The following is an 18065-nucleotide window of genomic DNA, read 5'->3' as shown; positions in this document are numbered from 1 at the left end:
CAGACACGACCGGGATGGTCAACCCTCGGCCCCCCATGTCCGTCCGGCGGTTACGGTGAGGCATGACCACCCGCATCCTGTCGATCGGCACCGCCGTGCCCGAGGCCCGTCTGCGACAGGACCAGGTGCGCGATCTGTTCGCCGCTCAGCCCGGCGCCGACCGGTTGACCCGCCGTCTCATCGGCGCCGCGTTCGACGCGTCGGCGATCGACACCCGCCACACCGTCCTGAGCGACCTGGCAGCCGCCGCGGCCGCGGCCTCCGCACCGGAGGGCGATGAGCGGATGCCGACGGTCACCGATGCGGGCGCGCTGCTGGCTCCGTCGACCGGCGCGCGCAACGACGCCTACATCCGGCTCGCTCCGCCCCTGTTCGCCGAGGCCGCGCGGAAGGCGCTCGCTGCGGCATCCGTCGACGCCGCCGAGGTGACGCACGTCATCACCGTCTCGTGCACGGGCATGTTCGCGCCCGGACCGGACTACCGGCTCGTGCGCGACCTCGACCTCCCCACCACGGTCGCGCGCGCCCACCTCGGGTTCATGGGGTGCGCGGCAGCGGTACCGGCGCTGCGCACCGCGGCGCAGACGTGCGCGGCGGACCCCGCGGCCGTCGTGCTCGTCGTGTGCGCCGAGCTGTGCTCGTTGCACGTCCGGACACCCGCCGACCACGACGAGATCGTCGCCGCCTCCGTCTTCGCCGACGGCGCGGCCGCCGCCGTCGTGAGCGCCGATCCGTCGCGGGCGCGCGGCAGCTCGTTCGAGCTGGACGGCTTCGCGACCGTGCTGACCGACGACGGCGAGAAGGACATGGCCTGGACGATCGGCGACACCGGGTTCGAGATGATCCTGTCGGCGGAGGTGCCGCGCATCATCGGGCGTGAGATCCGCGCGGCGGTCGAGTCGTTCCTGGGGGACGAGAGCGTCGACACCTGGGCGGTGCACCCCGGTGGGCGGAGCGTGCTCGACCGGGTCGAAGCAGGGCTCGGGCTGTCGGCCGACGCGCTGACCGTCTCGCGCGACGTGCTGCGCGACTACGGGAACATGTCGAGCGCGACGATCCTCTTCATCCTCGGCTCCCTCCTCGCGTCGGGTCTCGACGACGGCGACCGCGTGGCGACACTGGCCTTCGGTCCGGGCCTCACGCTGGAAGCGGCGCGGCTGACGTTCCGGCGGGGGCCGGCATGACCCTCGCCGTGCGCGACACCGCGCTGCTCGAGCTGATGGACGACCCCGACTGCGACCCCGTCCTGCTCGCCGAGACCCTGCGTCGGTTCGACCTCGTGAACCGCGCGATCGGCGGATGGGGCCGGGTGTGGCGACGCGGCATCCGTCCCCGACTGCAGCAGCTGGGGCGTCCTGCCCGCGTGCTCGACGTCGGCAGCGGAGGCGGCGACGTCCTGGCCCGCCTGGCGGGGTGGGCGGAGCGGGACGGGCTCGACGTGCAGTGGCTCGGGATCGACCCCGACCCGCGGGCGCTCGAGGTGGCGCGCCAGCGCGAGAGCGCGCGGGTGTCGTTCGCTGCGACGGATGCCGCGGGTCTCCGCGCGGCCGGAGAGCGGTTCGATCTCGTGCTGTCGAATCATGTCCTGCACCATCTGACCGACGACGAGCTCGTCGGGTTCGCGGCGGACACGCGCGCGGTCGCCACGGGAACGGTCCTGCACGCCGACATCGAGCGCAGCGCGATGGCGTATGCGTTGTACGGCATAGGCGTCATGGCGCTCGAGCGCGGCACGTTCTTGCGGACGGACGGTCTGCGCTCGATCCGACGCAGCTACCGAGCCGACGAGCTCGCGTCGGCGCTGGGCGACCCCTGGCGCGTGGCGTCACCGGCGCCGTTCCGGCTGCTCGCCGTGGCGGACGGCGATGGCTGAGGTCCTCGTCGTCGGCGCGGGCCCGGTGGGCACGCTGCTCGCCGCCGAGCTGACGCGGTTCGGCGTCGAGGTCGACGTCCTCGAGCGACGCCCGACGGCGGGTGGCGGGTCCCGGGCGATCGGATTGCACGCCCTGGTGCTCGCCGCGTTGGAGGCGGGCGGGGCGACCGATCGCATCCTGAGCGCAGCCGTGCGGGTGCGACGCGGCGAGGCCCGCAGCGACGGGCGCACGATCGGCGTGGTCGACTTCGGGCGACTGGACGCACGGCATCCGTATGTCGCGACCCTCCCGCAGGCGGAGACCGAGCGCGCGCTGCGGGGCGACGGTCCCGAGCCCGAGCGCGCGGTGACGGTCACAGGCGTGCGGCCGGAGCGGGGCGGGATGCGCGTCGAGACGGATCACGGAGAGCGCCGCGCGCCGATCGTCGTCGTCGCCGGCGGGGTCGGCGCCAGGGATCTCGTGTATCGCCCGGCAGCGCTGCGGCGGACGGCATACGCGGATCGGTATCTGATGACGGATGCCGCCGTCCCACCGCGCGAGGACGCCGAGACCGCCCTCGTGCACCTCGCTCCCGGCGGAGTCCTGGAGTCGTTCCCGTTGCCGGGCGGACAGCGGCGTTTCGTCGCGTGGGACGCCGGTGGCAGTGTCGAGACGCGGACGGCCAGGCTGGTGCGTGCACTGCAGGAGCGCGGTGAGGCGGCGGCGGCCGACGCGGTGGGTGAGGCGACCGCGTTCGGCGTCCGGCGCGTGCTGGGACGCGCGATGCGCCGCGACCGACTCTTCGTGATCGGGGACGCCGCTCACGAGATCAGTCCGATCGGCGGTCAGGGCATGAACCTCGGGCTGCTGGATGCCGCGACCCTCGCACCACTCCTTGCCGCGTGGATCCGGCTCGGATCGGCGCCCGACGCCGACCTCGCCGAGTGGGAGGGCGACCGGCTGAGGTCGGCGCGGATCGCCGGCCGGCTGGCGGCAGTGAACATGGCGCTCGGCCGTCCGGTCTCCGGAGCGGTGCACGCCGCGCGCTCGCGAGTGCTCGGGTCAGTGCTCGCCGCGACCGGCGCGCTCGTGCCGAACGCCTACGCGATGGGACTCGACCGAGCGGGACGGTGACGCGAGCGCGAGTCAGGACAGAGCGGATGCCGTGACGAGCTGCACCGCGAGGACGAGCGCAGCGGCCATCACGAGCCGGAATCCCACGCGGTCCGGCCCGCGCCGCCGCATCCGGACCACGACCGCGGCGGCGATGAGCGCGACGCCGACGGCGAACGGGATCATCGCGGCGACCGGCGCGCCGTCGGCGAGGCTGCCGACGAAAACCGCGATCGCCGCAGCCACGATGGCGACGACCGCGAGGAGGACGGATGCCGCGGCCCCGATCCGGTGCGGCAGGCCGCGGACGCCCGTGCGGTGGTCGTCGTCGAGGTCGGGCAGGACGTTGGTGAGGTGGACGGCGGCACCGAGGACGGCGCCCGCGAGGGTGGCCCAGACCGCGGCCGGCTGCGGATCGGCGGCCGAGAGGGTGGCGAGAGAGGGGAAGATGCCGAAGCTGACGAGGAACGGGAGGAGAGAGGCGGGCGTCGCCTTCAGCCCGGCGTTGTAGCCCCACGCCGAGACGAGCGCGACGACGTGCGCCAGCAGCATCCCCCATCCGAGGACGGCGGACAGGACGATGGCGACGGCCAGCGACACGAACGCCGCGATCCAGGCGGTGCGGAGGCGGGTGTCGCCGCGGACGAGGGGCTTGTCCGACCGGCCGACCGTCGCGTCGCGGAACAGGTCGATCGCGTCGTTGGACAGCCCGACCGAGATCTGACCGGCGAACACCGCGACGACGAGGATCACGAGGCGCCACGGCTCGAGTCCCGCCGCGAGGCCGAGCGCGAGCGAGAGGACCGTGACCACGATCGAGGGACCGGGGTGGGTGGCACCCCACAGGGCCCGGGCGGTTCGCATGCTCGATCCTTTCACGCCGCGGGTCGGCCGGATGCCGCATGGCTGACAGCCCGCGCCCGCCTCAGTCCTCGAGGATCCGCTGGAACAGCAGGTGATCCTGCCAGCGTCCGGCGATCTTCAGGTACCGCGGGGCGACGCCGATCTCGGTGAACCCGCACCGGCGCAGCACCGCCTGCGACGGCGCGTTGTGCAGCAGCGTGCCGGCCTGCACCCGATGCAGACCCCACTCGCCTGCGGCGGCGCGCACCACCGCATCCACCGCCGCCGTCATGACGCCGCGGCCGGCGAACTCCGCGTCGATCCAGTACCCGAGGTTGGCGCTCTGCGCGGCGCCCCGCACGATGCCGGACAGGTTCACCCGCCCGACGACGCGCTCCCCCGCCACGAGCAGGAACGGCGCCGCGACCCCGGCGGTCCGATCCCGCAGCACCGCCTCGAGCTCGGCTCGCTGCCCCGCTTCGGTGAAGAACGACTCGGCGCGCACCGGCTCCCAGGGCGCGAGGCGCTCGCGGTTGCGGCGGTACGCCTCTGCGAGGGCGGCGGCATCCGCCACCGCCGGCTCACGCAGCAGCACCCCCGCACCGAGCGAGGTCATCCGTCGAGCAGCTCCGCGTCGATCACGTCGTCGTCGGTCGGGTCCGCCGGCGACGGCCCGCTGCTCGTCAGCACGAGCTGCGACCCGTCGACCGCCACATCCACGCGCACGACGTCGCCATTGTGCACGCCACCGGACAGCAGCGCCATCGCCAGCCGGTCCTGGATCTCCGACTGGATGAGCCGCCGCAGCGGCCGCGCGCCGAACAGCGGGTCGTATCCCCGCTCCGCGAGCCAGGCCCGCGCGTCCGGCGTCACCGCGAGCGTCAGGCGACGCTCTCGCAGACGACGCTGCAGCGCATACACCGCGAGCTCGACGATCTGCGCGAGATCGGACTCGGTCAGCGGCGAGAACATGACGACGTCGTCGAGACGGTTCAGGAACTCCGGGCGGAACACCTGCCGCACCATCGTCATGACCTGCTCGCGCTTGGTCTCGTCGGTCAGCGTCGGGTCGATCAGCACGGGCGAGCCGATGTTGCTCGTCAGCACGAGGATCGTGTTCGTGAAGTCCACCGTGCGGCCCTGACCGTCGGTCAGCCGACCGTCGTCGAGCACCTGCAGCAGCACATCGAACACCTCGGGGTGGGCCTTCTCGACCTCGTCGAGCAGCACGACGGAGTACGGCCGGCGCCGCACCGCCTCGGTCAGCTGACCGCCCTGCTCATACCCGACGTACCCCGGAGGGGCACCGACCAGCCGCGCCACGGCGTGCTTCTCGCCGTACTCGCTCATGTCGATGCGCACCATCGCGCGCTCGTCGTCGAACAGGAACTCCGCCAGGGCCTTTGCGAGCTCGGTCTTGCCGACACCCGTCGGCCCCAGGAACAGGAACGACCCCGTCGGCCGGTTCGGGTCGCTGATGCCCGCGCGGGAACGGCGCACCGCATCCGACACCGTCTTCACGGCCGGCTTCTGCCCGATGAGGCGCTTGCCGAGCTCCGACTCCAGGTGCACGAGCCGAGCGCTCTCGCTCTGCAGCAGCTTTCCGACCGGGATGCCGGTCCACGCCGCGATGACCTCCGCGATGTCCTCCTCGGTCACCCGGTCGCCCACCATCCGCTCGGCGCCGTCGCCGACGGCACCCTCGGCCTTCTCGGCCTCGGCCAGCTTGCGCTCGAGCGCCGGGATCTCGGCATAGAGCAGCCGTGACGCCCTTTCGAGATCGCCCTCGCGCTGTGCGCGCTCGGCCTCGACGCGGAGCGCGTCCAGCCGCGTCTTGTAATCGCCGACAGCGTTCAGAGACGCGCGCTCGCGCTCCCACCGCGCCTGCAGGTCGTCGAGCTCCTGCTGCACCTTGACGAGCTGATCCCGCAGCGCCGCGAGACGCTCCTTCGAGGCGTCGTCCTTCTCCTTCTTCAGCGCGAGTTCCTCGAGCTTCAGCCGGTCGGCGTGCCGCCGCAGCTCGTCGATCTCGAGTGGCGCGGAGTCGATCTCCATCCGCAGCCGCGACGCCGCCTCGTCGATCAGGTCGATCGCCTTGTCGGGCAGCTGCCGCGCCGGGATGTACCGGTTCGAGAGCGCGGCAGCGGCCACGAGCGCGCCATCCGAGATGGCGACCTTGTGGTGCGCCTCGTAGCGCTCCTTGAGACCGCGGAGGATCGCGATCGTGTCCTCGACGCTCGGCTCGCCGACGTACACCTGCTGGAAGCGTCGCTCCAGCGCGGCGTCCTTCTCGATGAACTCGCGGTACTCGTCGAGGGTCGTCGCGCCGATCAAGCGCAGCTCGCCGCGCGCGAGCATGGGCTTGAGCATGTTGGATGCCGCGACCGACCCCTCGCCGCCGCCGGCGCCCATGAGGGTGTGCAGCTCGTCGATGAAGGTGATGACGCGGCCCTCGGATTCGGTGATCTCCTTCAGGACGCTCTTCAAGCGCTCCTCGAACTGGCCGCGGTACATCGCCCCGGCGACCAGAGCGGAGATGTCGAGCGCGATGAGCTCCTTGCCCTTGAGCGATTCGGCGACGTCGCCGGCGACGATCCGCTGCGCGAGGCCTTCGACGACGGCGGTCTTGCCGACGCCCGGATCACCGATGAGGACGGGGTTGTTCTTCGTACGCCGCGTGAGCACCTGACTGACCCGGCGGATCTCGCCGTCCCGACCGATGACGGGGTCGAGCTTGCCCTGCCGGGCGCGGTCGGTGAGGTTGATGCCGAACTGTTCGAGGGCGCTGCCCTGCTCACCCTGCCCGGGGGCCGGTTGTGCGTTCATCATCTGCTCCTGGAAGTCGCTTCAAACTTGAGCCTATCTGACTCAAGTTTATCACGACGCCATCTCACCGGCGCCGACGAGTTCCGTTGCGCAGGCGAATCGGGCGCGATAGGCCGTCGGCGTCGTCCCCAGCACCCGCGCGAAGTTCTGGCGCAGCACGGCTGCGGATCCGAACCCGCATTCGTAGGCGATCGCATCGAGCCCGAGATCGGTCTGCTCCAGCAGCCGCTGTGCGTGCAGGATCCGCTGCCGTCCCAGCCATGCGCCCGGTGTCGTGCCGTAGTCGGCCTTGAAGCGGCGCGCGAAGGTCCGCGGCGACATGTGCGCCTTGGCCGCCAGCTGATCGACCGACAGATCGAGCCTCAGGTTCTGCAGCATCCAATCGGTCACCGGCGTGAGCGAGAGCGACGTCGACACCGGCAGGGGCGCTGCGATGAACTGCGCCTGCCCGCCGTCGCGCTGCGGGGGCACGACCATGCGGCGTGCAATGGTGTTCGCCGCCTCGGCGCCGAGCTCGATGCGCAGCAGGTGCAGGCACGCGTCGAGACCGGCAGCGGTCCCGGCGCTCGTGATGATGCGATCCGTCTGGACGTAGAGCACGTTCGGGTCGACCTCGATGTCGGGGTACATGCGGGCCATCGTCTCGGCGTATCGCCAGTGCGTCGTCGCGCGGCGCCCCGAGAGCACGCCGGATGCCGCGACCGCGAACGCCCCGCTGCACACCGTCAGCACCCACGCGCCGCGGTCCACCGCACGCCGGATGACATCGAGCACTCGCTCGTCGACGCTCGCCCACGCCTCGCGCGGGATGGGGGTCACGACCACGACGTCCGCCTCATCGGCGAACGCGAGGTTCTGGTCGACGTTGATCGAGAACGCCAGGTTGCTCGGCACGGCCCCGGGTGCGGGGGTCACGATCCGGAAGTCGAAGTTCGGGATGCCGTCGTCGCTGCGGTCGAGCCCGAAGGCCTCGCAGGCGAGCCCGAACTCGAAGGGCGCGAAGCCCGGCTGAACGATGCAGGCGACGGTGCGGATCACGACGGACCTCCGGGACAGGCGTTGGCAGGATTCCTGCGACCGATGTCTCCACGGCCACTCGTGGCAGGATACCGCCAATCATAGCGTTTCTGCCATGACCGCCGCACTCCTCCTCATCGCCCTCCTGTTCGTCATCGTGGCCGCCGTCATCGGCGCGATCCGCCTCGTCGCCGTCGACGGCTACCGTCGCCAGCCGACCTGCCCCCGGGCTCCCCGGCTCCCCTAGACTCGGGTCCTCGCGAGAGGATCCCCATGAGCGTCCCCATCCCGCCGTCGCAACCGCCCTATCCGCAGCAGCCCTACCGCACGGCACCGCCGGCGCCTGCTCGGGGCCTCGCCGTCGCGGCCGTCATCGTCGGCGCTGTGCCGATCCTCCTCGGCGGGCTGTGGCCCGCGATCTCGATCTCGCTCTACACGTCGTCGAACTACACCCTCGCCGGTGTCGCCAACGCCGCCTTCGCGCTGTTCACCTGCCTGGTCGCGGCCGTCGCGCTCGTCCTCGGCATCCTCGCCGCGCGACGGAACGTCGGCAACCGCCTCCTGGGCGGGATCGCGATCGGCCTCGCCGCCGCGCAGATCGTCGGCACCGTGCTGAGCTTCGCCTCATCCACGATCGGCTCCGCCCTCTACTGACCCCGGGTCGGTTAGGATCCGGCCATGGAGATCGGATTCGCCGTCGCTGTCGCCGCCGTCATCGCCACGAGCCTGTTCGTGGCGGCGCGTCGCTCACGACGCGACCGCGCTGTCATCGACGCCGAGGGACCGGGCGCGGCCGCGCGGCGCGAAGCCGAGTCGCAGGCGCGCCTCGCGAAGGGGACCGCGGTCTACGTCGACGGTCGCCACAACGCCGGAGGCCCGATCTGATCAGCGCGTGACGAGGTCGCGCGCGGCCGCGAGCAGGATGTGCGCCGACCGACCCCAGTCGAACGTGCGGATGTGGGCGGTCCCCGCCTCGATGAGCCGCTCGCGCACGCCGGGCTCGTCGAGCGATCGCACAGCCCTCGCCACCGCATCCGGATCGAGGGGATCGACGTACAGCGCACCGTCGCCCGCCACCTCGCGGAAGATCTCCATGTCCGTCACGACCGCGGGCACCCCGAGTTCCAGCGCCTCGGCGACCGGCAGACCGTAGCCCTCGTCGAGGCTCGTCGTGACGAGGGCGGCGTCATCGGCGAGGACCGCCGCGTAGGCGGCATCCGTCACCCCGTTGTGGAACACGACCGACGCCCCGTCCGCGAGGGCGGTCAGCTCGGCACGACGCTCGGGCGCGATGCGCGAGAGCAGATGCAGCGTGTGCTCGGGCAGCTGACGCATCGCCGTCACGAGCGTCTCGACGTTCTTGTACGGCATGAACGACCCCATGTAGACGAGGTTCCGCACCGGACCCGCGCCCACCGCCGTCCCCTCGGGCAGGAGTCCGGCGAGCCGTTGCGGCGCGTTCGGGATCACCACGACCGGTCGCTTCGTCAGCCGCACCCGCGCGAACTGGCGTGCGCTCGTCTCACTCACCGTCGCGACGAGGTCTGCGGCGTTGAGGGTCCAACGCTGCGGCCAGTACGACAGGTGGAACAGCCGCCATCCGAGCCGGACGTACCAGGGCAATGCGCGCGGCGGTGTGCGGTGCCGGTAGTAGATCGTGTCGTGGAGCGTCAGGATCAGGCGGAACCGCCGTCCCGCGGACCCGATCGTCTGCATCGGCGAGAACAGCACGTCCGGTCGATGGCGGTTCAGCAGCAGCGCGGCGAGCGGTTCCTTGGCCGACGTCGGCGAGTGGATCGTCAGCGTGACGGCACCCTCCGGCAGGAACGCGCGCTGGCGCTCGTCGTGGATGAGGTAGGTGACCTCGGTGCGGTGGGCGGATGCGGCATCCCACACCGCCTGCGCGAGCTCCGCGGAGTAGCGACTGATGCCGTCGTGGAAGTCGGTGCGGATGTAGCGCGCGTCGAAGAACAGCCGCATGTCAGGCGTCGAGCGGCTCACCGCGGTAGAGCTTCTCGAACGTGTCGAGGGTGCGCTCGATGTCGTGCATGTCGACGCGGTCGAGCGACGCCCGCTGCATGCGCGAGTACTCGGCCTGATCGGCGGTCAGCACGGTGCGGATCTTCGCCGCGAGCTCCTCGACGTTCCCGGGCTCGAAGAGGTAGCCGTTCTCGCCGTCGTGCACGAGGTGCGGCAGGGCGACGGCGTTCGCCGCGACGACGGGAAGGCCGGAGGCCATCGCCTCCATCGTCGCGATCGACTGCAGCTCGGCGACGGAGGCGATGACGAAGACGTCGGCACGGGTGTACGCCGCGCGCAGCTCGTCCTCCGACACCCGTCCGCGGAACGTGACCCTGTCCTCGAGGCCGAGGCGCTGCGTGACCTGTCCGAGGTTCTTGCGCTGGTCGCCGCCCCCGACGATCTCGAACTCGATGTCGAGGTCGGGCAGCTTCGCGATCGCCTCGAGGGTGACCTCGACGTGCTTCTCGGTCGTGAGGCGTCCGACGAACAGGACGCGCCGGCGCTTCTCACGCGGCGCGAGGTCCGGTGTGTAGTTGCTCTTGCGGATGCCGCAGCTGATCGGGATGACACCCTGGATGTCGATCGTGCTCTCGAGGAACTCCGCGGCCTTGCGCGTCGGGGTCGTGACCGCGCGCGACATCTTGAAGGTGCGCTCCGCGTCGGCCCACGCGATCTTGAGGAAGATGTCGTAGAGGAACTTCGGCAGCAGCGTGAAGTCGAGGATGTTGTCGGCCATGATGTGGTTCGTCGCCACGACCGGGATGCCGCGCTGGTTCGCGATGCGTGTCAGCGCACGACCGATGACGATGTGCGACTGGCTGTGCACAACGTCGACGTCCACCGTGTCGAGGATCTGCCGCGCGTAGTGCTTGCCGCGCCACGGCAGCACGAAGCGCAGCCAGTCGTGGGGCCGGTAGCGCCAGCCGGGCAGACGGTGGACGGTGAGCGACTGCCCCTCGATGTCCTCGGTGAACACGCCGTGGTTGCGGTGGCCGACGCTCGGCGTCACGACGTGCACGTCGTGACCGCGCTCCGCCAGCCCGGCCGCGAGGCGCTCGGTGAAGCGTGCGCCGCCGTTGACGTCGGGCGCGAACGTGTCGGCGGCGATCGCGATGGTGAGGGGTCCGCGCGCAGAAGCGGGATCGTCCGGGGGCGTCATGGTCACGGGGTACGGGCCAATCTGTGCGTCGATGGCGGGACTGTCTCTTCCCGCCGGTGGGGCGCAGGGATGCGGGGGCGCCGGGGCTCGATTCTAGCCCGGGACCGGGCAGTCACCCGCCGGGGTCCCGGCGCGCCTCGCCCCGGGTCAGCGCAGACCGAGGCGCACCGAGAGCGGGTGGTGGTCCGACCCGAGGGGCCCGATCCACTTGCCGTTCGCCGTCTTGCCCGCGTTCGCCCACCGGAACACGACCGACCGCGACGGCCGGACGAGCACCTTGTCGATGTGGTCGCCCCACGTGACGCTGACGAACGGGGTGAGCGACATGGACGGGTTCGCGGTGTTGTAGTGCTGCAGGCTGAGCACGCGCGCCTGGTCGTACGCGTCGTGCCATCCGCGCTGCTCGAGGATCGTCATGGTCTTGTCGCCCGTGCGGGACTTGTGCGTGTTGAAATCGCCCATGACGATGACCGGCGCCTTCGTCCAGTCGGTGAGCGACCGGTGGGTCTTGTTGAGCTTCGTGAGCGTCGCCGAGATCGCATCCGCCAGCTTGCCGGCCTCGTACTCGCGCTGACGGACGAGGGATGCCGAGGTGCCGACCACGAGGTGCGTGTCCACGACGAGCAGGTAGGCACCCGAACTGTGGCGGACGGCGGCCCACGACATCCCCTTGCCGGCGGGTGCGTAGGTCGACGCGAAGACCGCTGCGCCGGAGGTCGCGCCGCCGGACTTCGCCGCGACGGGGGTGAAGCGGCCGTTGCGGATGAGGATGTCGTTCTGCCCGTTGTAGGCGAAGCGGTAGCCCGACGGCGCGGCGGTGTACTTCGACGCCTCTTGGAGTCCGACGATGTCCGGGGCGAGCTCCGCGATCCTCTTGTCGATGACGGTCTTGCGCGACGAGAAGCCCGAGCAGACGTTGGAGCAGACGTTCCAGCTCACCGCGTGGTAGCTCGGCCACGTCGACGGCAGGCTCGCCTGCGCCGTGATCGTCTCGTGCGCGACGGGGGACGAGCGCGGACCCATCCCGGCCGACGAGACGCCGCGGACCTGGATGAAGTAGGCCACCCCTGGCTTCAGTCCGGTCACGGTCGCCTTCGAGGACGTGACCTTCTGGTTGATCGGCTGGGCGGGCCGGGTGACCAGGTCGTGACTGGTGTTCGCGTAGACGTAGTAGCTCGTGGCGCCCGGGATGTCCGCCCAGTCGACAGTCAGTGACGTCGTCGAGGCTCCGACGTAATTCACCAGCCCGGGCTTGGCGGGCACGACGGCCGCGGCGGAGGCGGGGGAGACGGGGAGGGCGAGGGCGAGCGCGATCGCGACGACCACTGCGACGGCGCCGCGAGCGTGGGGGACGCGCAGCATAGGCGGATGATAGCAACCTACGCTGGTCGGCATGACGCGAATCTCTGCCCAGGCGGACCCGGCGCGATGGGTCCCGATCACCGGGTCCTTCGGGTTCCGTGGACGACGCGCCCGCAAGAAGGCGATCGGGATGCTGCTCGCCCAGGCCAACGCCGCCTTCGGGCGCGAGCAGCCCGGCAGCAGGGTCGCCGCGTGGGCGATGAGCCAGGCGATCCCCGCGCTGATGCGCCGAGCCGACGGACGACTGCTCGCCTGGGTGTGGAAGGAGGACCCGGAGCTCCTCGTCGCGATGGCCCAGGTCCAGGAGCTCACGCCGCAGCTGCGCACGATGCGCGCGAGCATGCCGATCGAGTACGACGACACCGTCACGTTCACGGGCTCGCCGCTCGGCGTGGGCGAGAAGCTCGAGATGCCGCTGCCGCCGAACCCCCGGCAGACGCCGTTCGCGTCCTACACCTGGGACACCGGCACGCACCTGGTCACGCTGACCGCGGTCGTCTCCGACCGCGAGCGGTTCGGCACCGTCATCCCCGCCGTCGACGCCTTGGCCCGCTCCCTGCGCCTGGTCGACGACCTGACGGTCGGCGAGGGCCCCGGCACCCTGCGCATCGACCCCGCCTGACCCCCGGCATCCGCCGGCGGTCGCCGACCCGACGTCAGTCGTCGGACGGGGGCGGATGCGGGCGCCACAGCACGACGTCCGTCGCGCGGCGCACGCGGGTGCCCTGGCGGAGCGTGACGACCGAGCCGGTCGCGCCCGCTGCGAAGACCCGGGCGCCCCGGCGGGCGGCGACCTCGTCGCGCAGGCGCGCCTGCAGCCCCGTCACCTCGCGGCGCAGCATCCGCACCTCGTTCTCCAGCTCGATGATGCGTGAGATGGCGGGCAGGCTCACGCCGTCGGCCGACATCTGCGCCACCTCGCGCAGCTGCGCGACGTGCCGGAGGGAGTACCGGCGCGACCCGCCCCGGGTGCGCGCCGGTACCACGAGTCCCAGCCGGTCGTACTGGCGCAGCGTCTGCGGGTGCATGCCGGCGAGTTCGGCAGCCACCGCGATCGCGAGGATCGGCGCTTCTTCGTCGACCTGCTCGTTCGCCATGCCTCTCACCTCACTCGCGCGCCTTGGCCATCAGATCGGCGCGGGGATTCTCCTTGGGTTCCAGCTCGTGGAAGCGTTCCAACGCCTCGCGCGCCGGTCCGTCGAGGTGCGTGGGAACCGCGACCTGCACCTCGGCGAGGAGGTCGCCGGTGCCCTTCGTGGTCTGCACTCCGCGCCCCTTGACGCGCAGCACGCGCCCCGACGGGGTCCCGGGAGCGACGCGCAGCTTGACGACATCGCCACCGAGCGTGGGCACCTCGATCGTCGCGCCGAGGGCCGCCTCGGTGAACGTGACGGGGACGTGGATGCGGAGGTTCAGTCCTTCGCGCGTGAAGACCGGATGCGGGCGCACGCCGACCGTCAGCACGATGTCACCGGCCTCCCCGCCGTCCGGCGAGGGGCGGCCACGACCGCGGAGCTTGATCTTCTGGCCGTCCGAGACCCCCGCGGGGATCTTGACCTTGATCGGCTTGCCGTCCTCACCCTGCAGGGTGATCGTGTCGCCCTTCACGGCGGTCGTGAAGTCCAGCGTCGTGCGGGCGGTCACGTCCGAACCGCGCTGCGGGCCGCCGAAACCGCGGAACCCACCGCTGGACTGCCCGAAGCGGCCCGAGCCGAACCGGCCGCCGCCCTGCTGACCGAACATCGCGAACAGGTCGTCGAAGTCGGCCTGCTGACCGCCGCCGGTCGAGAACCGGCTGAAGACGTCCTCGAACCCGCCGCCGCTGGCGCCGGGCTGGAAGCGTGCTCCCGAGCCCATGGCGCGCAGCTGGTCGTACTCGGCGCGCTGCTCCTTGTCGCTGAGCACCGAGTACGCCTCGCTGATCTCCTTGAACTTCGCCTCGGCCGCGGCATCCCCCGCATTCGAGTCGGGGTGGTAGGTGCGCGCCAGCTTGCGGTACGTCTTCTTCAACTCGGCATCCGAGACGTCCTTCGACACACCGAGGACCTTGTAGAAGTCCTTGTCGAACCAGTCCTGACTGGCCATTGCCCCTCCCTTCCCTTACTCGGCCGGGACGGCGACGACGACCTTGGCAGGACGCAGCTCGAGGTCTCCCAGGCGGTAGCCGACCTCGACGACCTCGAGGATCGTCGCCTCGGTGGTGCCGGGGGTCGGCGCCTGGAAGATCGCCTCGTGCTGCTGGGGGTCGAAGGCCTCACCGGCTGCTCCGTAGCGCTCCACGCCCAGACGGGCGACGACGGCGCGGATCTTGTCGGCGATCGCGGCGAGCGGAGTCCCCTCCTGGAGGTCACCGTGCTTCTCGGCGCGGTCGAGGTCGTCGAGGACCGGCAGCATCCCCTTGGCGACCGAGCCCTTGGCGCGCGCGATCTCCACCTCGCGCTGCTCCTCGGTGCGGCGGCGGTAATTGGCGTATTCGGCCTGGACGCGCTTGAGGTCGAGCACGAGGTCGTGCTCGTCGGCGGGAGCATCGGCGACGGCGGCCTCGTCGGACTGGGCGGCCCCGAGGATGTCGTCGACCGTCAACTGCTCGGGCTGCGTGTCGGGACCCTCGGCGGCGCCCTCCGGGGCCGCCTGGTCGGCAGCCCCGGAGTCCGCGACCTCGTCGCCGTCGTCCGGCTTGTCGAAGTCCTTGTCCGCCATGCTTACTTCTTCTCGTCCTCGTCGTCGACGACCTCAGCGTCCACGACGTCCTCATCGGATGCCGCCTGCTCGCCGGCCGGCGCGTCGGTCGGGGCCTGCGCGGCCTCGGCCTGGCTCGCGGCGTAGATCGCCTCGCCGATCTTGGTCTGCGACGAGTTGAGCTTGTCGTACGCGTTCTTGACCGCGTCGTCGTCGTCGCCGGCGAGCGCGGTCTTGAGTGCGTCGACGTCGCCCTGGACCTCGGTCTTGACGTCCTCGGGCAGCTTGTCGGCGTTCTCGCTCAGCAGCTTCTCGATCGAGTACGAGAGCGTCTCGGCCTGGTTGCGGACCTCGGCGGCCTCGCGGCGCTTCTTGTCCTCGGCCGCGTGCTCCTCGGCCTCGCGGACCATGCGCTCGATGTCGTCCTTCGGCAGCGACGAGCCGCCGGTGATCGTCATCGACTGCTCCTTGCCCGTGCCCTTGTCCTTGGCGGACACGTGCACGATGCCGTTCGCGTCGATGTCGAAGGTGACCTCGATCTGCGGGATGCCGCGGGGTGCCGGCGCGATGCCGGTGAGCTCGAACGTCCCGAGCGGCTTGTTGTCGCGGGTGAAGTCGCGCTCGCCCTGGAAGACCTGGATGGCGACCGACGGCTGGTTGTCGTCGGCGGTCGTGAAGGTCTCGCTGCGCTTGGTCGGGATCGCCGTGTTGCGCTCGATGAGCTTCGTCATGATGCCGCCCTTGGTCTCGATACCGAGGCTCAGCGGGGTGACGTCGATGAGCAGCACGTCCTTGCGCTCACCCTTGAGGACACCGGCCTGCAGGGCGGCGCCGACGGCGACGACCTCGTCCGGGTTGACGCCCTTGTTGGGCTCCTTGCCGGCTTCCTTCTTCACGAGCTCGCTCACGGCGGGCATACGCGTCGATCCACCGACGAGCACGACGTGGTCGATGTCGGCGACCTTGATGCCGGCCTCGCGGATGACGTCCTCGAACGGCTTCTTGGTGCGGTCGAGCAGGTCCTTGGTGAGGTCCTCGAACTTGGCGCGGCTCAGCGTCTCGGACAGCGACACGGGGCCGGAGTCGGTCAGCGAGAGGTAGGGCAGGTTGATCGAGGTCGACTGCGAGCTGGAGAGCTCCTTCTTCGCCTGCTCCGCAGCCTCCTTCAGACGCTGCAGGGCGATCTTGTCGTTCGAGACGTCGACGCCGCTGGTGTCCTTGAACTGCTTGATCAGGTAGTCGACGATGCGCTGGTCCCAGTCGTCACCACCGAGGCGGTTGTCACCGGCGGTGGCCCGCACCTGGATGGTCGAGAAGTCGTCATCCTTGCCCACCTCGAGGAGGGAGACGTCGAAGGTTCCACCACCGAGGTCGAAGACGAGGATGAGCTCGTCCTCCTTGCCCTTGTCGAGACCGTAGGCGAGCGCAGCGGCGGTGGGCTCGTTGATGATGCGGAGCACGTTGAGGCCCGCGATCTCACCGGCCTCCTTGGTGGCCTGCCGCTCGGCGTCGTTGAAGTAGGCGGGGACGGTGATGACGGCATCCGTCACCGTGTCGCCCAGGTACTGCTCGGCGTCGCGCTTCAGCTTCTGGAGGATGCGCGCCGAGATCTCCTGCGGCGTGTAGTTCTTGCCGTCGATCGCCTGGGTCTTCCAGTCGGTGCCCATGTGGCGCTTGACGGAGGTCAGGGTGCGGTCGACGTTCGTGACGGCCTGGCGCTTGGCGGTCTCACCGACGAGCACCTCGCCATCCTTCGTGAATGCGACGACCGAGGGGGTCGTGCGCAGACCCTCGGCGTTGGCGATGACCTTCGGCTCGCCACCTTCGAGGACGGCGACGACCGAGTTGGTCGTTCCGAGGTCGATTCCCACTGCACGTGCCATGTGATTCTCCTTCGTGTGGCGTTGCGTAGATCTGAAGTCTCTCCGCGGCCCTGGCCACAACCTGAGCCGCGATGACTCAAGGCTACTCCGACGGTCTCCCGGTGTCAAAGCAACTTGAGTCCACCCATATCAAGTTTGCAGGCTGGATGCCGGTTAGCGTGGACGGATGTCGATCCGCTTCACACCCCTCGACCCCACGGGCTCCGACCGCGACGAGCTCATCGCCTTCATGAGCTCGCAGTCCTTTCCGTTCCACGTGCGGACGAATCCCACGGCGGAGCAGATCGCACGGGCGATCGACGACGGCGCGTACGCGGACGAGGACCACGCGTCGTTCTGGATCGACTCCGACGAGCACGGCCGCCTCGGCTTCTTCCGCCTCGAGGACCTGAGTGACGATGCACCTCTGTTCGACCTGCGCCTCGACACCGCGCATCGCGGGCGCGGGCTGGCCGCGGAGGTGCTGCGCGCCGCGAGCGACCATGTGTTCACGACGATGCCCGAGGTCAACAGGTTCGAAGGGCAGACGCGGGAGGACAACATCGCGATGCGGCGCGTGTTCCTCCGGTGCGGGTGGGTCCAGGAGGCCTACTACCGCGAAGGCTGGCCCGTGGACGACGGGCGGCTCGTGGCATCCGTCGCGTACAGCATCCTGCGCCGCGACTGGCGCGACGGCACCGTCACCCCGGTCGTTTGGGATCTCCCGACGGGCGGCTGACCCCGACTCTCCGGTGACCCGCCGCGACCTGAGCAAAGGCTGAGGAAGCGCTGACCGCCGCAGTAATGGCGATCTGAGGTGGCCTCGCGACAGTGGATTCCCTGGCGGATGCGCTCCCCCGCACCCGCGTCGGCCCCCACCGCATCGGAGAAAGCATGAAGAACTACCTGGACGCCCTGAAGCGTCGCAAGGAGGAGACCGGCGAGTCCGGCTTCTCGCTCATCGAGCTCATCGTCGTCGTCGTCATCCTCGGCATCCTCGCTGCGATCGCCGTGCCCGTATTCCTCGGATTGCAGGATCAGGCTGAAACCAGCGCGCTCGAGTCGGTTGCGGGAAACGCCGCGTCTCAGGTTGCGTCTGATGTCGCTCAGGGCGACACCGTTACGGCCGCGAACTCGGCGCTCACGAGTCTCGGAAACGATGGGGAGTTCACGTTCGCCACCACGGGCTCATCCGTCGGTGACTTCTGCGTGACCGCCACCCGCGCTGGAACTACTGACACAGCTTCGGCCGGCCCCGGCTGCTGACCGAACCACCCCCGGCCGGGTCGACGTCCCCCAGCGTCGGCCCGGCCTCCGCCTTCTCCTCCC

General features: G+C 70.6%; 20 protein-coding genes. 9 read left to right on the top strand and 11 right to left on the bottom strand.

The genetic code is table 11. From position 1 onward, the window contains the following. The first annotated feature begins 62 nt into the window (after positions 1 to 62). From AB0259_RS11575 to AB0259_RS11565, 3 genes are read left to right on the top strand one after another with little or no spacing between them, the layout of a single operon-like run. Positions 63 to 1184, top strand: coding sequence for a type III polyketide synthase (locus AB0259_RS11575; RefSeq protein ID WP_366221563.1), 1122 nt, complete (start codon positions 63 to 65; stop codon positions 1182 to 1184). Further along, complete coding sequence (locus tag AB0259_RS11570) at positions 1181 to 1873, top strand: methyltransferase domain-containing protein (RefSeq protein WP_366221565.1); 693 nt, start codon at positions 1181 to 1183, stop codon at positions 1871 to 1873. Before AB0259_RS11575 ends, AB0259_RS11570 begins: the two co-directional genes overlap by 4 nt. Beyond that, positions 1866 to 2987, top strand: coding sequence for an NAD(P)/FAD-dependent oxidoreductase (locus AB0259_RS11565; protein WP_366221567.1), 1122 nt, complete (start codon positions 1866 to 1868; stop codon positions 2985 to 2987). The genes AB0259_RS11570 and AB0259_RS11565 overlap by 8 nt, the downstream gene beginning before the upstream one ends. Positions 2988 to 2999: 12 nt before the next feature. On the opposite strand, the gene AB0259_RS11560 is transcribed toward AB0259_RS11565, so the two are convergent. From AB0259_RS11560 to AB0259_RS11545, 4 genes are all read right to left on the bottom strand, one after another. Continuing rightward, the gene (locus AB0259_RS11560; RefSeq protein WP_366221569.1) at positions 3000 to 3830 is read right to left on the bottom strand and encodes a UbiA family prenyltransferase; all 831 of its coding nucleotides are present in this window, start codon (positions 3828 to 3830) and stop codon (positions 3000 to 3002) included. Between the two features lie 61 nt (positions 3831 to 3891). Continuing rightward, positions 3892 to 4425, bottom strand: coding sequence for a GNAT family N-acetyltransferase (locus tag AB0259_RS11555; protein WP_366221570.1), 534 nt, complete (start codon positions 4423 to 4425; stop codon positions 3892 to 3894). Next, on the bottom strand, positions 4422 to 6638 hold the full coding sequence (locus tag AB0259_RS11550; protein WP_366221571.1) for an AAA family ATPase: 2217 nt from the start codon (positions 6636 to 6638) through the stop codon (positions 4422 to 4424). Before AB0259_RS11550 ends, AB0259_RS11555 begins: the two co-directional genes overlap by 4 nt. A 48-nt stretch (positions 6639 to 6686) precedes the next feature. After that, complete coding sequence (locus tag AB0259_RS11545) at positions 6687 to 7670, bottom strand: helix-turn-helix domain-containing protein (RefSeq protein ID WP_366222696.1); 984 nt, start codon at positions 7668 to 7670, stop codon at positions 6687 to 6689. 97 nt (positions 7671 to 7767) lie between these two features. On the opposite strand from AB0259_RS11545, the gene AB0259_RS11540 reads away from it, so the two are divergent. From AB0259_RS11540 to AB0259_RS11530, 3 genes are read left to right on the top strand one after another with little or no spacing between them, the layout of a single operon-like run. Then, positions 7768 to 7899, top strand: coding sequence for a hypothetical protein (locus tag AB0259_RS11540; protein WP_285876468.1), 132 nt, complete (start codon positions 7768 to 7770; stop codon positions 7897 to 7899). Positions 7900 to 7925: 26 nt separating this feature from the next. Continuing rightward, positions 7926 to 8306: a hypothetical protein gene (locus AB0259_RS11535; RefSeq protein ID WP_366221572.1), complete on the top strand. Its 381-nt coding sequence runs from the start codon at positions 7926 to 7928 to the stop codon at positions 8304 to 8306. A 24-nt stretch (positions 8307 to 8330) separates the two neighbouring features. Beyond that, the gene (locus AB0259_RS11530) at positions 8331 to 8537 is read left to right on the top strand and encodes a hypothetical protein (protein ID WP_366221574.1); all 207 of its coding nucleotides are present in this window, start codon (positions 8331 to 8333) and stop codon (positions 8535 to 8537) included. On the opposite strand, the gene AB0259_RS11525 is transcribed toward AB0259_RS11530, so the two are convergent. The 3 genes from AB0259_RS11525 to AB0259_RS11515 all read right to left on the bottom strand — a co-directional run bounded on the left by AB0259_RS11525 (position 8538) and on the right by AB0259_RS11515 (position 12195). After that, positions 8538 to 9632 (bottom strand): glycosyltransferase family 1 protein, encoded by a 1095-nt coding sequence (locus tag AB0259_RS11525; RefSeq protein ID WP_366222698.1) that lies wholly within the window; start codon positions 9630 to 9632, stop codon positions 8538 to 8540. It abuts the gene before it with no gap. A gap of 1 nt (position 9633) precedes the next feature. Then, positions 9634 to 10833 (bottom strand): glycosyltransferase, encoded by a 1200-nt coding sequence (locus tag AB0259_RS11520; protein WP_251583325.1) that lies wholly within the window; start codon positions 10831 to 10833, stop codon positions 9634 to 9636. Between the two features lie 147 nt (positions 10834 to 10980). After that, a complete protein-coding gene (locus tag AB0259_RS11515; RefSeq protein ID WP_366221576.1) occupies positions 10981 to 12195 on the bottom strand; it encodes an endonuclease/exonuclease/phosphatase family protein in 1215 nt (404 codons plus the stop codon). Between the two features lie 31 nt (positions 12196 to 12226). Between AB0259_RS11515 and AB0259_RS11510 the strand changes: the two genes are divergently transcribed. After that, positions 12227 to 12817: a hypothetical protein gene (locus AB0259_RS11510; protein WP_251583329.1), complete on the top strand. Its 591-nt coding sequence runs from the start codon at positions 12227 to 12229 to the stop codon at positions 12815 to 12817. Positions 12818 to 12851: 34 nt separating this feature from the next. On the opposite strand, the gene AB0259_RS11505 is transcribed toward AB0259_RS11510, so the two are convergent. The 4 genes from AB0259_RS11505 to dnaK are packed head-to-tail and all read right to left on the bottom strand — an operon-like array spanning position 12852 to position 16757. Next, positions 12852 to 13292 (bottom strand): MerR family transcriptional regulator, encoded by a 441-nt coding sequence (locus AB0259_RS11505; protein WP_366221578.1) that lies wholly within the window; start codon positions 13290 to 13292, stop codon positions 12852 to 12854. A 10-nt stretch (positions 13293 to 13302) separates the two neighbouring features. After that, positions 13303 to 14280 carry a DnaJ C-terminal domain-containing protein gene (locus tag AB0259_RS11500; RefSeq protein WP_251583339.1) on the bottom strand — a complete coding sequence of 326 codons (978 nt, stop codon included), beginning with the start codon at positions 14278 to 14280 and terminating at the stop codon, positions 13303 to 13305. A gap of 15 nt (positions 14281 to 14295) precedes the next feature. Further along, positions 14296 to 14895: a nucleotide exchange factor GrpE gene (locus tag AB0259_RS11495; protein WP_366221580.1), complete on the bottom strand. Its 600-nt coding sequence runs from the start codon at positions 14893 to 14895 to the stop codon at positions 14296 to 14298. A 2-nt stretch (positions 14896 to 14897) separates the two neighbouring features. Continuing rightward, a complete protein-coding gene (gene dnaK / locus AB0259_RS11490; RefSeq protein WP_251583356.1) occupies positions 14898 to 16757 on the bottom strand; it encodes a molecular chaperone DnaK in 1860 nt (619 codons plus the stop codon). 166 nt (positions 16758 to 16923) lie between these two features. On the opposite strand from dnaK, the gene AB0259_RS11485 reads away from it, so the two are divergent. Continuing rightward, positions 16924 to 17475, top strand: coding sequence for a GNAT family protein (locus tag AB0259_RS11485; RefSeq protein ID WP_366221582.1), 552 nt, complete (start codon positions 16924 to 16926; stop codon positions 17473 to 17475). Between the two features lie 155 nt (positions 17476 to 17630). After that, positions 17631 to 18002, top strand: coding sequence for a prepilin-type N-terminal cleavage/methylation domain-containing protein (locus AB0259_RS11480; protein WP_366221584.1), 372 nt, complete (start codon positions 17631 to 17633; stop codon positions 18000 to 18002). Positions 18003 to 18065 lie beyond the last annotated feature (63 nt).

This window comes from Microbacterium sp. NPDC080005 (assembly GCF_040702445.1).
GTDB lineage: Bacteria > Actinomycetota > Actinomycetes > Actinomycetales > Microbacteriaceae > Microbacterium > Microbacterium oleivorans_D.
This window is presented reverse-complemented; position numbering and strand designations above follow the sequence as displayed.